Genomic DNA, 13,991 nt, shown 5'->3' on the forward strand with positions numbered 1-13,991 from the left:
GCTTAATGGAAATCGCGGGACTTAGGAATGATCCGCACATCGCGCGGATGTGTCCGTGCGCCGGGCCCGCCTTGTTCGAAACCAACGCGTTCAGGGATTGGGCGGTTGCACTCGTCAGCCCGCGCAATCGGGGGCATGAGGCGATCGGAATCTGACAGCGCATCAAGGCTGGCGCTGGCATCGGCCAAGTGCGTGGCGATGACGTGGATGACCTCGTCGTCATACTCCACCCGCCCGCGCACTTCCATCAGCCGCGCGCCCATGATGACCTTGCGTTGCTTTTCCAACAGATCGGGCCAGATCACCAGATTGACTACCCCGGTCTCGTCCTCCAGCGTGATGAAGCACACGCCCTTGGCGCTGCCGGGGCGCTGGCGTACCAGGACCACGCCTGCCACCTGCACCGTGGCGCGATACTTGTGGTTGCGCAGGTCAGCTGCTCGCACAAAGCCGCGATCACCCAGCATGGGCCGCAAAAACGCCATGGGGTGGGCTTTGAGCGAAAGCCGGTGCGTCTGGTAATCGGCCACAACCTCTTCAGACAGCGGCATCATCGGCAGCACGGCACGGCTGCGCTCTTCGCCCTGCGAGCGTGCCGTCATGGCGGCAAAGAGCGGCAGTTCCTTCGGCGCGATCAGGCTGCGCGCATCCCACAACGCCTGCCTTCGCGAAAGGCCAAGCGAGCCCAGCGCATCGGCGGCGGCAAGGCGCTCGATCAGCGCCGGAGACAGCCCTGCTCGCTCCTTCAGCGATGCTGCATCGGTGAACGGCCCGTCTTCGTTGCGAGCAGCAACGAGCATGGCGGCGGCATGTTCGGGGAAACCATCGATCTGCCTGAGGCCGAGACGGAGTGCCCTGCCCTCCTGCTCCAGCGTGCAGTCCCACTCCGAATGGTTCACATCCACCGGCAGCACCATCACCCCATGCTGGGCCGCATCGCGCACGATCTGTGCGGGCGCATAGAACCCCATCGGCTGTGAATTGAGCAGCCCGCAGGCGAACGCTGCCGGGTAGTGGCACTTGAGCCATGACGAGACATAGACCAGATGCGCAAAGCTGGCGGCGTGGCTTTCGGGAAAACCGTATTCGCCAAAGCCCTTGATCTGGTTGAAGCAGCGCGCGGCAAAGTCCGGGTCGTAGCCGCGCTGCACCATGCGCCCCACCATCATGTCTTCCAGTTCGTGCACCATCCCGCGTGACCGGAACGTGGCCATGGCCTTGCGCAGACGGTTGGCCTCAAGGCTGGAAAACTGGGCCGCATCAAGCGCGATCTTCATCGCCTGCTCCTGAAAGATCGGTACGCCCAGCGTACGGGCGAGGATCGAGGACAATTCATCGGGCGGGCCATGCTCCGGGCCTGGCGCGGGGATTTCCACCCTTTCCTCGCCCCGCCGCCGCTTGAGGTAAGGATGGACCATATCGCCCTGAATCGGCCCCGGCCGCACGATCGCCACTTCGATCACCAGATCGTAGAAGCAGCGCGGACGCAGGCGCGGCAGCATGTTCATCTGCGCGCGGCTTTCCACCTGAAACACGCCCAGCGAATCGCCCTTGCACAGCATGTCGTAAACCGCCGGGTCTTCACGCGGGACGGTGGCCAGTGTCAACGCTCGCCCGTGATGTGCGCTCAGCAGATCAAGGCATTTGCGGATGCAGGTGAGCATGCCCAGCGCCAGCACATCGACCTTCAGGATGCCCAGCGCATCGATATCGTCCTTGTCCCATTCGATGAAACTGCGATCCGCCATCGCGCCGTTGCCAATGGGAATCGTCTCCACCAGCGGGCCTTGGGTGAGGATAAATCCGCCGACATGCTGTGAAAGATGGCGCGGCATCCCGATCATCTGTTCGGCCAGCTTCACCACGCGCTTCAGGTGCGGGTCGGTGCCGTCAAGGCCGCTCTCGGTGACGTTCCGCTCGCCTACCTCATTGCCCCAGCTGCCCCAGACGGTGCGGGCCAGCGCCCCGGTTACGTCTTCGGACAGGCCCATCGCCTTGCCCACCTCGCGGATCGCCACGCGCGGGCGGTAGTGGATGACCGTAGCGCAGAGCCCCGCCCGCTCGCGACCATAACGGCGGTAGATATACTGGATGACTTCTTCGCGCCGCTCATGCTCGAAATCGACATCGATATCAGGGGGTTCCTTGCGCTCTTCGGAGATGAAGCGGTCGAACAGCAAGGCATGCTTGGCGGGATCGACCGAGGTAATGCCAAGGCAGAAGCATACGGCAGAATTGGCCGCCGACCCACGCCCCTGGCACAGGATCGGTGGATCACAATTGCGGGCGAAATCAACGATATCCTTGATGGTCAGGAAGTAGGTTGCGAGGTTCAGCTTGCCGATCAGCGCCAGTTCCCGGCGCAAGGTATCGGCGACCGCTTCGGGTACGCCCTCACCGTAAAATTCTGCCGCGCCGGCCCATGTGCGGTCTTCCAGCCACGATTGCGGATCATGGCCTTCGGGGCAGATTTCTTCCGGGTATTCGTAGCGCAGTTCGGACAAGTTGAAGCAGCAGGCATCGGCCACCTGCCGCGCCGCCTTGATGGCATGAGGCCAACGCTGGAACAGGCGCACCATTTCTTCCGGCGATTTGAGGTGCCGCTCCGCATTGGGTTCCAGCAGATGGCCTGCCGCCGCGACGGTGGTCTTGTGGCGGATCGCCGTCATGACATCCTGCAGCGGACGACGGTCTGGCGTGGCATAGAGCACATCATTGGTAGCCAGCAGCGCCAGGCCATTGGCGCGGGCCAGCGCATCGAGGCGCTCGATCCGGGCAATGTCATCGCCAACGTAAAGGTAGCTGGCGGCAAGGTGGCGTAGCGTAGGAAGCTTGTGGACAAGCCGGGGTAGAACTTCAGGAAAAGGCTGGGACAGGTTGTGGGTCGCCTGTGGAGCAGGTGCCCCTTCACCTGCGGGAAATGCGTAGATATTGCTTTCAGTTTCCACCGTAAGCACTTGATCCAGAAAATTTGGTGGGATCAGGATCAGATGCACGCCCTCAGCATGGGCGGCGAGCAGGGCCAGATTGATATCGCACACGCCCTTGGCCTGCCATTCCCCGTCCAGCGTCGACATGCGACCTGCCGAAATCAGACGACACAGGCGGCCATAGGCGGCGCGATCCTGCGGATAGGCAAGGAATGCAAGGCCCTCGACCGTTTCAATCCGGCAACCGATGATCGGGCGCAGGCGTGCGGACTCCGCCTCAGTGTGCAGGCGCACCACGCCTGCCATGGTGTTGGCATCGGCAATGCCCAGGGCATCATAACCAAGGGCGCGCGCAGTTTCGACCAGCGCCGCGGCCTCGGACGCACCGCGCAGGAACGAAAAGCAGCTGGCAAGGCCCAGCTCTACAAACGGCGCGGGTGGTGGCGACCCGCCTTCCACTGGCAGGACATGACGCCGGGACGGTGTAAGCGGCGGATCGGGCATCAGCCTTCGGTGCTTACACGCCCGGAAAGTTCCGAAAGACGCGCAGCTACCTTGCGCAAGTCATTCGCAAACTTGGCTTCTTCCTCGGCGCGGGATTGATCCTCAAGCCGCAAGAGGTAGCTGGGATGCGTAGTGATCCACAATTCGCTGCCATCATCTAGTCTGAGCGGTTCGCCCCGCACCCTCTGCACGCTCACCGTCTTGCCCAGCAGGCTGCGCGCCGCGCTCGCGCCCAGCGCAAGCACGAGTTTGGGCTGTACCAGCGCCCGTTCGCCATCCAGCCACCAGCGGCACACGTCGATCTCCTTGGCCGCCGGGTTCTGGTGCAGGCGGTGTTTGCCACGGGGCACGAACTTGAAGTGCTTGACCGCATTGGTGACATAGGCCTGCTCTGCATCGATCCCAGCGTCCTGCAAATGCGCGCGCAAAAGCTGCCCGGCTGGGCCGATGAACGGCCGCCCCTGCACTTCCTCGGTATCGCCCGGCTGCTCACCCACGATCATCAGCGCGGCCTCTTGCGGGCCTTCGCCCATGACCGCTCGGGTGCCGTTGCAGCCGATCTCGCAACGACGGCAGGCGAGCACGGCATCGGCAATGGCGGCAAGGCTGCCCGGCTGTTCGCCAAAGTCCTGTTGGCCCGCTTTCACCATCTGCGCCTCGCGTGCCTGAGCGCCTGCAATCAGTTCGGGGATCAACGCGGTTTCGGGCATGTTCTTCCAGTATCGGCGGGGCATTTCCTTGAGCATGGCCCCGATTTTCAGCCGGGCTGGATTGAAGGTGGAGGCATAGTATTTGCGCCACAGCGCCTCCACCGGATCGCCCGAAGGCGCATCGGCGCGGGTGGCAGGCGGGCCTTCGCGCAAAGCCTCGCCATCCCAGTGCAGCGTGCCGCGCGGGGTGAGGATCGACCAGTGCATCGTGGTGAAGCGGCGCACGAAGAACCCGGCATTGGCGCGCAGGATGTGGTGATCGGGTTCAAACCACGCGACGTAATGGTCACCCACTTCGCTTTCGATCACCCGAAAGCGCACGAAGGCGCGCATCTTGTGAATATCGCGCCGCACGTTCCGGGCGAGGTCCTCCATCGTGCGCACGTCGGCATCGGCCTTGTCCTCCATCAGGCGTGGATTGGACTGGAGCCGCCAGAGCATGCGGTAGAGTAGCGAAAATCGTGTACTGTCAGAGTGAAGGATGACGCTTTGCGCAAGCTGCAGGAAGTCGCGCGAGGCGCGGGGTTGCGGGGCATCAGCGGGCGGCGCAGGCAGGCGTCGGTCACCTTGCGCGAACAGGTCTGCGCTCTGGTCAGCAGGCGATTCCCATGTGATCCGGTCGGGCGGCACATCGGCCCGAATCATCCGGCGGGCTGCATCGCGCCAGCCTTGGAAATCATCGGGCGCGCTGAGCGCTATGCGGAACGCCTCGGCCAAGCGCATGTCGCGGAACGGCTTCATCCGAACAATTCCATCTGCGCAGGCCGTGCTGCAGGCGCGATCAGGCTTTGCAGATCCGTGCGATCGGTCAGCAGCACGGGTCGCCAGTCTTCGGCGATGATGAACGGGCGCACTTTGGTGATCGAGACGGTGAGTTTGCCCACGTCGGCCAGACGCAAGCGACGCTGACGGCGTGCCGCGACAATCGCGTTGACGGCCTTCACCCCCAGCCCCGGCACGCGCAGCAACTTTTCACGCGGGGCACGGTTCACATCGACCGGAAAATCACCGCGAAAGCGCAGCGCCCAAGCCAGCTTCGGATCGATATCGAGCGGTAACATGCCATCGGCCCCGGCGGCCTGCTGCACCTCATACGGAGCATAGCCATAGAAGCGCATCAGCCAGTCTGACTGATAGAGCCGGTGTTCGCGCATCAAGGGCGGGCGCTTTAAGGGAAGGACCGCGCTGGCATCGGGGATCGGGCTGAAGGCGGAATAATAGACCCGGCGCAGGCCGAAGTTGCCGTAAAGCGTGCTGGCGCGGCCGACGATATCGGAATCGGTCGCGGCATCTGCCCCTACGATCATCTGCGTCGATTGCCCGGCGGGCGCAAACTTGGGCGCATTGCGGAAGCGCTTGCGGGAGTCCTTGGCTTCGACGATGGCCTCTTTCAGCGACCCCATCGCGCCTTCGATCTGCGGCGCGGACTTGTCGGGCGCAAGTCGGGTGAGGCCTGCCACCGTGGGCAGTTCGACATTGATCGAGACGCGATCGGCATAAAGCCCCGCCTGCGTGACCAGTTCAGGATCGGCCTCCGGGATGGTCTTGAGATGGATGTAGCCGCGAAAATCGTTCTCTTTCCGCAGGATACGCGCGACTTCTATCAACTGTTCCATCGTGTGGCTGGCGCTCTTGATGATACCTGATGAAAGGAACAGCCCTTCGATGTAGTTGCGGCGGTAGAATGACAGCGTCAGGTCCACCACTTCCTGCGGGGTGAAGCGCGCACGGCGGGTGTTCGAGCTTTTGCGGTTTATGCAATAATGGCAATCGAACACGCAGTGGTTGGTCAGCAGGATCTTCAGCAAAGAGATGCAGCGACCATCGGGCGCATAGGCGTGGCAAATGCCCATGCCCTCGGTCGACCCAATGCCTTTTCCACCCTTGCTGTTGCGCTTGGCAGTGCCGGATGATGCGCACGAAGCATCATACTTGGCGGCATCGGCAAGGATTTCGAGACGTTCAAGAACGGACAATTGGGCCATGCGTTCTTTATATGTTCTTTAATCGCTATGCGCCAGCCCGAACCTGTGGACAGGTGGGGAGCGGAACGCGAAACGCGGCGAGCGGTTTATTCGGCAAGAGGACCAAGGAGACTTTTGATGCCGATGATCGAAACCCGCGATGGAACGCGCCTTTACGCAAAATCCTGGGGCGCTGGACCGCCAGTGGTGCTGATTCACGGCTGGCCGCTTTCAGGCGACAGCTGGGACCCCATCAGCCATGCGCTGGCCGAGGCCGGCTTTCGCGCCATTGCCTATGACCGGCGCGGCTTTGGCCGTTCGGATCAGCCTTCGGGCGGGTATGATTACAACACTTTCGCCGACGATCTGGCCGATGTGATGGACGTCATGGGCGTTGATAACGATGCCGCGCTGGTCGGTTTCTCGATGGGAGGCGGCGAAATTGCCCGCTATATGTCACGGCACAATGGCCGCGGCGTATCGCGGGTGGCGCTGGTTTCTTCGGTGGTGCCGTACATGCTTCAAACCGGCGACAACCCCGATGGCGTGCCACAATCGACATTCGAAGATATGACCAACGGCATGCTGGAGGACCGGGCGAAGTTCTTCACCGGGTTCTTCAAGGACTTTTTCGGCGTCGGCTTCCTGTCACAACCGGTGAGCGATGAAGTGCTGCATCTGGCATGGATCTCCGCGATGCAGGCGGGGCTGCGCCCCACGCTGGCAGCAGCAAAGGCTTTTGCCACGACCGACTTCCGGCCCGATCTGTCTGCCTTGCGGGTGCCCACGCTGGTGATTCATGGCACATCGGACAAGACCGTTCCGATTGATGCGACTGGCCGGGCGGTGGTGCAGGCGGTGCCGCATGCCACCTTGCTGGAATACAATGGCGCGCCGCACGGTGTGTTCGCCACCGATGCCGAACGGTTGAAGAAGGACCTGCTGGACTTCGTTTCAGGCCGACCAGCAGAGACTATGCCGCAGGAAGTAATCGACACGTTGACCGCCCAGACTATCGTGGCTCCTGCGATCTGATCAGGCCCTGAAATCTGATCAGGCCCAGAAATATGATCAGGCAAAGAGCCCCTGGATGAACCATTCGGGGGCTCCGCCGCGTCCATCGCCGATCACGCCGTGGCGATAGAGCCAGTAGCGGCGCCCGACAGCATCTTCGATCCGATAGTAGTCGCGCAGGCGCACGGTCGATCGTTCGCGCCACCATTCGGGCGCGATACGTTCAGGCCCTTCGGCGCGGGCGATTTCATGCACCTGCCCGCGCCAGCGGAAGCGGCGGGGAAGTCCGTCTGGAGTTTCGTAGATCACCGAGACGGCTTCAGGTTTGTCGAGAATTTTCAGTGGTCTGTGATGGAAACGTAACTCCTCTTGCGAAGACGCTAGGTCGGCCAGCGGAGATTGCCAGCGCTGCGCACGTTCGGGCAGATGGCTGGCATGCGGAACTGGGCGGCGCACGGCTTGCGCGCCGAGCCGCACGGTCAACCGGTCAATGCAGGCGGCAAGGCTGGTACCGTGGCGCTCAGCCGCGGCATCGAGATCGGCTTGGGCGAGCAGCAGCGGCTCAGTCCAAGAGGCGCGCAGGCGGACCAGTTCGATGCCGAAACCGGCGTCCAGATCATCGAGGCGGGTGGCGAACAGGCGGCACAAGTGCGCCGGATCACGCGTAGCGGCGGCCATTTCGAGGGAGCGGATAAGCACTTCGCCATCGACTTTCCACATGCCCAGTTCGAGACGGCGCGCGCCCTGCCCCAGCCCTTCGAGCAGGCGCGCCATGTCTTGCGCCAGATCGGCCACAACCTGATCGAGCAGCGAGCGATGGCGGATCGGCTCCATCAGGCGGCGCTGGACGAGCGGCGCGGGCACGCCGACCACCGGCAGCAGCGGTTCGGGGCGCAGGCCGAACAGCTGGTCGAGCCGGAGCAGCGGATTGGCCGCAGCCGAGCGCGTGTTGCGGAAGCGGCGGGCGAGATTTTCGCGCGCGAGGCCATCGAGATCGCCCAGACGTTTCAGGCCAAGGCGGCGCAGGAGCAGAATTACATCGGCATCGAGGCGTAAGGCTGCCACCGGAAGATCGGCAAGGTGTGCGCGCGGGTCCGCTTCTGACGGCAGGATCGCGGCTTGCGGGGCGTAATGGGCCAGTGCCCATGCCGCACCTGCCGTTGGAGCCAACGCCACACGAGCGGCAAGACCGCGCTTTTCCAGCAAATCCAGCACATCGGCGATCAGCGCGCGTTCGCCGCCGAACAGGTGCGCAACGCCGGTGACATCGACGAGCAGGCCATCGGGCGGATCAAGCGCGCTCCATGGTCCCCAGCGCTGTGCCCACAGCGCAAGGCTTTCAAGGAAGGCAAGATCGCCCGCCGGATCGGCCGGGCGCACGGCAAGCGCGGGGCAGAGTGTGCGCGCATCGGCCAAGCGCATGGTGGGCATGGCCCCGGCAGCGCGTGCAGCAGGGTTGGCAGCAGCGATACGAGGGCCGTGCGCGGTATCCTCGATCAGGACAAGCGGGGCAGCATCTGGTCCTTCCCCGCATGCGAGGCCTTCAGCCAGCCGCCAGCGATCGATCGCCAGACCCGTGCACCAAATCGCCATGATCCGGCGTGGGGGCAGCAGGTTCGGCGACGAGGAGAGCACCGTCATCGTGCAAGTTCCATTGTCCGGGATGAAAGGTGTGCGCGCGGAACAAGTCGGCGCGCCATGTGGAGGTGCCGGGGGCATGCGGGTTCCAGCGCGATTTGGGGGACGGCGCTGCTCCCACCTCCCACCGCATCCGCGCTGCGCCCAGATCACGCCGCGCATCGAGCCGCACCAGCCACAGCGGCACCCCGTGTTTTTCTGCTGCAAGACTGAGGCGGCGCGAGGCGGTGAAATCGAGCGCGCGGGGATTGCCCGCCAGTTCGCCGATCACGAAAGCGAGATCGCGACAGCGCAGGCCTTCTTCCAGCGCGAACAGCGCATCTTCGGGCGTGGCGGCGGCAACGTGGATCAGGCGATGGCGCAGTTCCGCCGGCAGGCCGGGCAGATAGGGACGGCCTGAGAGGCGCAGCGCAGCCTTGTCCTGCACCCACAGGAAGGGGCGGCGATCCGGGGTTTCAGCCGCCTGTTCCTGCCGCAGGACATCGCGCGCGAAAGCCAGCGCCAGCCCTGCGCCTGAGGCATCACGGGGGGATGCAAAAAGTTCGGCATGGCGGCAATCGGCAGGAAGACCGGGCCGCCAGTGCGGCGTGCGCCCCGATGCCCCCATGCCGCGCACAAGACCGGGCAGGAGTGCGAGAGGATCAGAATTCCTTAGGCCGGGAGGATGAGCGTGTTCGATCATGCGATTCGTTCCTTTGTTCTTATTATGTTCTATTTTTCGGAACGTGCAATGCGCCTCATCCTGTCTGGTTGTGCAGGACTCTGGGGAAAAGCCTGTGGGGAACCAGCACCGTCCCGCTCCGTTCATTGGGCAAGACCAAGATGCGAAAGGCTATTTTCCGATGAAGTACGATCAAGGGAACCCCGAGGAACTGCGCGAAAAATTCTGGAAGGCGATGTCCTCCTCGCCCTACGTCATGCTCCAGCTTGACGATGATCCAGATTCAGCCGCACCGATGACCGCGCAGCTCGACAAGGGTGCCGATAGCGCGATCTGGTTCTTCACCAGCCGCGACAACCGCTTTGCCAAAATGGGCGGTGCGACCGCGACATACGCTTCCAAGGGCCACGATGTGTTTGCCCGCTTCCACGGCATGCTGGTGGAAGAGACCGACCGCGCCGTGCTGGAGCGGCACTGGAACAACTTTGTCGAAGCGTGGTTTCCGGGCGGCATAGACTCGCCCAACCTCCTGTTCCTGCGCATGAACCTCGGCGACGCTTCGATCTGGGCGGGCGAGCTTGGCGTAATTGGCGTGGCCAAGATGGCGCTTGGCATGGATGTGACCGGCGACGTGAAGGGCGGGTTTACCGAAACCACGCTTTAAGCTTAGCGACGTAGGGTAACATGCCCTCCCGGAAACGGGAGGGGTGCTTAAGAAAAAAGGGCCGCTCCTTGTGGGGAGCGGCCCTTTTTCATACCAGGCTCAACCGATCAATCGACCGGCGGCACAGATGTTGGCGGGATATCGCTGTCGGTTTCATGCACTTCGACCAGCCCGCGGCCAACATGGCTGCGGCTGCGGCTGTAGGCGTAGTACACGATCAGCCCGATCACGGCCCAGACCACGAACAACATCTGGCTCTTTTCATCCAGCTTGTAGAACAGGTAGCCACAGCCAAGGAATGCCAGCGGCGCGGTGACATAGATCGCCGGGGTGCGGAACGGACGGTGACGGTTCGGTTCACGACGGCGGATCACCAGAACAGCGACCGACACGGCTGCGAAGGCGAACAGCGTGCCCGAGTTCGAGATGTTGGCCAGCAGGCCAACCGGGAAGAACGCCGCAAACAGCGCCACAAAAATGCCGGTGATGATCGTGATCACGTGCGGCGTGTTGTAGCGCGGGTGGATTTTCGAGAACGAGGCAGGCAGCAGGCCGTCACGGCTCATCACGAAGAAGATGCGGGTCTGGCCGAACATCATCATCAGGATGACCGATGGCAGGGCAAGCCCGGCAGCAAGGCCGATCAGGTTGCCGATCTGCGGCCAGCCAATTTCACGCAAAGTCCACGCCAGCGCTTCCTTGGAACAGACGACCGCCTGATCACCCATGGCAAGGCACTGTTCGGCCAGTTCGCGGCTGCCCGGCTCCATGCTGGCACCAGCGGCATCAAGCACGGGCTGGGCACCAACCGAACCGATCACGCCTGCAGCCACCAGCAGATAGAACACGGTGCAGATGGCAAGGCTGCCAATCAGGCCGATCGGCATGTTGCGTTGGGGGTTCTTGGTTTCCTCAGCGGCAGTGGAAACTGCGTCGAAACCGACATAGGCAAAGAAGATCGAAGCGGCTGCAGCGCCGATCCCGCCGAAGCCGAGTGGTGCGAAGGGCTCGAAGTTCTCCATCTTCATGACCGGCAAGGCGAGCACGCAGAACAGCGTGAGCGCCGCGACCTTGATCGCCACCAGCACCGCGTTGACCGAGGCGCTTTCCTTGGTGCCGATGACCAGCAACCAGGTGACCAGCCCGGCAATCAACATGGCAGGCAGATTGACCAAGCCGCCATCATAAGGCCCACGCACCAGCAGATCGGGGATATCGATACTGAACGCATTCTCGACCAGCCCGACCACATAACCGGACCAGCCGACGCTGACTGCGCCTGCCGCCACGGCATATTCAAGGATCAGTGCCCAGCCGACCATCCACGCGATCAGCTCGCCCATTACGGCATAGCTGTAGGTGTAGGCAGAGCCGGACACCGGCACCATCGATGCCATTTCGGCGTAACACAATGCGGCTACGGCACAGACGAAGCCGGCGATGATGAAGCTGATCATCATGCCCGGCCCAGCTTTCTGCGCGGCTTCGGCGGTAAGCACGAAGATGCCGGTGCCGATCACGGCACCTACCCCGAGCATGGTCAACTGGAACGCACCCAATGAGCGGTGCAGCGATTTCTTTTCTGCAGTAGCAAGAATGGCGTCGAGCGGCTTGACGCGACCGAACATGAATTTCTCCCGCATAGGTCCAGCGCAAAACCTGAAACGGTTGCGCCGGAAACCAGCTAATCGCCGGGAAGCTAGCGGGAACGGACTTGCGCGCAAGCCATTTTTCCCCAGACTTGCATCAAAGGCGCACCAGCCTTGCGGGTTTGTGCCAAGCCAGTAGAAGCGCGGGCAGAAGCAAGTGCCCGCTCAAGTGCCCCGCCTGAAAGGATGCGCGCCCATGTCAACGACCTTCCAGCTCGATACCGGCACCAGCCGCGCCAACCCCACGCCCGCACCGATGAAGCGGCTGACGATTCCCGCAATCCGCCAGCGCAAGAAGGATGGCGTGACCGCGCAGCCCGTGGTGATGCTCACCGCCTATACCGCCCGGCAGGCGCAGTTGCTTGATGCGCACTGCGATCTGCTGCTGGTGGGAGATTCGCTGGGACAGGTGATCTATGGCCTGCCCTCATCGGTGCCCGTCACGCTCGACATGATGGCAGCTCACGGTGCAGCCGTGGTGCGTGGATCGTATCATGCGGCGGTCGTGGTCGATATGCCGTTCGGTTCCTACGAAGCCTCGCCGGTGCAGGCCTTTGAAAGTGCATCGCGCCTGCTGAAGGAAACCGGCTGTGCAGCGGTGAAACTGGAAGGTGGCGAGGCGATGGCCGAGACGGTGGCATTCCTAACCGCGCGTGGCATTCCGGTGATGGGCCACGTTGGCCTGACCCCGCAGGCAGTGAATGTGCTGGGCGGATACAACGCTCGCGGGCGGAGTGAGGCGGAAGCGGCCAAGATCATCGGCGATGCCAAGGCTTTGGCCAATGCAGGGGCCTTTGCCATCGTAATCGAAGGCGTTGTGGAACCTATCGCCATCGCTATCACGCAGGCGGTCCCCTGCCCCACCATCGGTATCGGCGCATCGGCGCAGTGCGATGGGCAGGTGCTGGTCACCGAGGACATGCTGGGCATGTTCGAGCGAGTGCCGCGCTTCGTGAAGGTTTACGAGAATATCGCCGAGACCATTTCAGGCGCGGCGGCCCAATATGCGCAGGAAGTGCGTGACCGCAGCTTTCCCGGCATTGAACAGACCTATCAACCCAAGTAAGCGCTGCTGCTTCCAACCAAGGGAATTCCAACTTGCTGCGCTTTTACAAGGGATCGATCCTCTTCACGCTGGTGTGCCTTGGGCTCGCCGTGGCCTATGGCTGGATGCAAACAGGTACGGCCAGTGGCACGCTGTCGTTGCTGTGGATCGTGTTCGTCCTGTCGATCCTGGAAATCTCGCTGTCGTTCGACAATGCGGTGGTCAACGCCGCCGTGCTGGAGGAGATGGACGAGGTTTGGCAAAAGCGGTTCCTGACCTGGGGCATGATCATTGCCGTATTCGGCATGCGCATCGTGTTTCCGCTGGCGATTGTGGCCGTCGCCGCAGGGCTTGGGCCGGTCGAAGCGCTGAACCTGTCGCTCAATGATCCCAAGCGCTATGAGGAAATTGTCAGCAGTGCCCATGTTGGCATCGCCGGCTTTGGCGGGGCCTTCCTGGCCATGGTCGGCCTGTCGTTCTTTTTCGATGGCGAAAAGGAAGTCCACTGGATCAAGTGGGTGGAAGAAAAGCTGGCGCTGGTTTCGAACGTGAAGGCGGCAGAGATCGCGCTGCTGCTTTTGGCGATCTACGGAATTTCGACGATGCTTTCAGATGCCGATGCGCTGACCTTCATGGTCTCGGGCGTTCTGGGGCTAGTGACGTTCATAGCGGTGGAAGCGCTGGGCACGATCCTTGAAATGCGTGACGAGGCGCAGAAGGCGGCGGGCCTTGTCGTCCGCTCGGGCCTTGGCGGGTTTCTCTACCTCAACGTGCTGGACGCCTCGTTCAGCTTCGATGGCGTGATCGGCGCTTTTGCCCTGTCCAACAACATGGTGGTCATTGCACTCGGCCTGTCGATCGGGGCGATGTTCGTGCGTTCGATGACGATCATGCTGGTCAAGAAGGGCACGCTTTCTGAATACCGCTTCCTTGAACACGGCGCATTCTGGGCAATCATTGCGCTAGGGGCGATCATGCTGCTTTCGGCCAAGTTCCATATCCCTGAGACCATCACCGGCCTGATCGGTGCGGCGCTGATCGGGATTTCGCTGTGGTGGTCTGTCCGCCACAAGCGGCTTCATCCCGATGCTGAAATGGAAGCAGCGCTGCGGGCGGATTGAGTGGCTCGACCTCGATAAATTTGGCTCAGGAGCCAAATCTACCCGTTCGTGTCGAGCGAAGTCGAGACACCAGTGCACGGTGTCTCGACCT

At 62.6% G+C, this 13,991-nt stretch carries 10 protein-coding genes; 4 read left to right on the plus strand and 6 right to left on the minus strand.

The window, feature by feature from the left end; genetic code table 11:
• Positions 1-2: 2 nt before the first annotated feature.
• From AC2A1F_RS18475 to AC2A1F_RS18485, 3 genes are read right to left on the minus strand one after another with little or no spacing between them, the layout of a single operon-like run.
• Positions 3-3,434 carry an error-prone DNA polymerase gene (locus tag AC2A1F_RS18475; RefSeq protein WP_484210251.1) on the minus strand — a complete coding sequence of 1,144 codons (3,432 nt, stop codon included), beginning with the start codon at positions 3,432-3,434 and terminating at the stop codon, positions 3-5.
• Positions 3,434-4,885 carry a UdgX family uracil-DNA binding protein gene (locus AC2A1F_RS18480; protein ID WP_484210252.1) on the minus strand — a complete coding sequence of 484 codons (1,452 nt, stop codon included), beginning with the start codon at positions 4,883-4,885 and terminating at the stop codon, positions 3,434-3,436. Before AC2A1F_RS18480 ends, AC2A1F_RS18475 begins: the two co-directional genes overlap by 1 nt.
• Positions 4,882-6,129 carry a putative DNA modification/repair radical SAM protein gene (locus AC2A1F_RS18485; RefSeq protein WP_484210253.1) on the minus strand — a complete coding sequence of 416 codons (1,248 nt, stop codon included), beginning with the start codon at positions 6,127-6,129 and terminating at the stop codon, positions 4,882-4,884. Before AC2A1F_RS18485 ends, AC2A1F_RS18480 begins: the two co-directional genes overlap by 4 nt.
• Positions 6,130-6,246: 117 nt before the next feature.
• Between AC2A1F_RS18485 and AC2A1F_RS18490 the strand changes: the two genes are divergently transcribed.
• Complete coding sequence (locus tag AC2A1F_RS18490; RefSeq protein ID WP_484210254.1) at positions 6,247-7,143, plus strand: alpha/beta fold hydrolase; 897 nt, start codon at positions 6,247-6,249, stop codon at positions 7,141-7,143.
• A 36-nt stretch (positions 7,144-7,179) separates the two neighbouring features.
• Here AC2A1F_RS18490 and AC2A1F_RS18495 read toward each other — a convergent pair whose 3' ends face one another.
• Both AC2A1F_RS18495 and AC2A1F_RS18500 read right to left on the minus strand, forming a co-directional pair.
• A complete protein-coding gene (locus tag AC2A1F_RS18495; RefSeq protein WP_484210255.1) occupies positions 7,180-8,763 on the minus strand; it encodes a DUF6504 family protein in 1,584 nt (527 codons plus the stop codon).
• Complete coding sequence (locus AC2A1F_RS18500; protein WP_484210256.1) at positions 8,666-9,442, minus strand: hypothetical protein; 777 nt, start codon at positions 9,440-9,442, stop codon at positions 8,666-8,668. The genes AC2A1F_RS18495 and AC2A1F_RS18500 overlap by 98 nt, the downstream gene beginning before the upstream one ends.
• Positions 9,443-9,602: 160 nt before the next feature.
• Between AC2A1F_RS18500 and AC2A1F_RS18505 the strand changes: the two genes are divergently transcribed.
• Positions 9,603-10,085, plus strand: coding sequence for a pyridoxamine 5'-phosphate oxidase family protein (locus AC2A1F_RS18505; protein ID WP_484210257.1), 483 nt, complete (start codon positions 9,603-9,605; stop codon positions 10,083-10,085).
• A 107-nt stretch (positions 10,086-10,192) separates the two neighbouring features.
• Here AC2A1F_RS18505 and AC2A1F_RS18510 read toward each other — a convergent pair whose 3' ends face one another.
• Positions 10,193-11,713, minus strand: a complete 1,521-nt coding sequence (locus AC2A1F_RS18510; RefSeq protein WP_484210258.1) for an amino acid permease — start codon at positions 11,711-11,713, stop codon at positions 10,193-10,195.
• 217 nt (positions 11,714-11,930) lie between these two features.
• Between AC2A1F_RS18510 and panB the strand changes: the two genes are divergently transcribed.
• Together panB and AC2A1F_RS18520 are read left to right on the plus strand one after the other, a co-directional pair.
• Positions 11,931-12,800 carry a 3-methyl-2-oxobutanoate hydroxymethyltransferase gene (gene panB, locus AC2A1F_RS18515; RefSeq protein ID WP_484210259.1) on the plus strand — a complete coding sequence of 290 codons (870 nt, stop codon included), beginning with the start codon at positions 11,931-11,933 and terminating at the stop codon, positions 12,798-12,800.
• Between the two features lie 32 nt (positions 12,801-12,832).
• Positions 12,833-13,900, plus strand: coding sequence for a DUF475 domain-containing protein (locus tag AC2A1F_RS18520; RefSeq protein ID WP_484210260.1), 1,068 nt, complete (start codon positions 12,833-12,835; stop codon positions 13,898-13,900).
• Positions 13,901-13,991 lie beyond the last annotated feature (91 nt).

The sequence above is a fragment of the Novosphingobium sp. HNCC26BN242 genome (assembly GCF_057180525.1).

Bases quoted from the DNA above. Each gene is read 5' to 3' on its own strand.
- AC2A1F_RS18475 (WP_484210251.1), bottom strand. From the start codon at position 3,434: ATGCCCGATCCGCCGCTTACACCGTCCCGGCGTCATGTCCTGCCAGTG.
- AC2A1F_RS18480 (WP_484210252.1), bottom strand. From the start codon at position 4,885: ATGAAGCCGTTCCGCGACATGCGCTTGGCCGAGGCGTTCCGCATAGCG.
- AC2A1F_RS18485 (WP_484210253.1), bottom strand. From the start codon at position 6,129: ATGGCCCAATTGTCCGTTCTTGAACGTCTCGAAATCCTTGCCGATGCC.
- AC2A1F_RS18490 (WP_484210254.1), top strand. From the start codon at position 6,247: ATGCCGATGATCGAAACCCGCGATGGAACGCGCCTTTACGCAAAATCC.
- AC2A1F_RS18495 (WP_484210255.1), bottom strand. From the start codon at position 8,763: ATGACGGTGCTCTCCTCGTCGCCGAACCTGCTGCCCCCACGCCGGATC.
- AC2A1F_RS18500 (WP_484210256.1), bottom strand. From the start codon at position 9,442: ATGATCGAACACGCTCATCCTCCCGGCCTAAGGAATTCTGATCCTCTC.
- AC2A1F_RS18505 (WP_484210257.1), top strand. From the start codon at position 9,603: ATGAAGTACGATCAAGGGAACCCCGAGGAACTGCGCGAAAAATTCTGG.
- AC2A1F_RS18510 (WP_484210258.1), bottom strand. From the start codon at position 11,713: ATGTTCGGTCGCGTCAAGCCGCTCGACGCCATTCTTGCTACTGCAGAA.
- panB (WP_484210259.1), top strand. From the start codon at position 11,931: ATGTCAACGACCTTCCAGCTCGATACCGGCACCAGCCGCGCCAACCCC.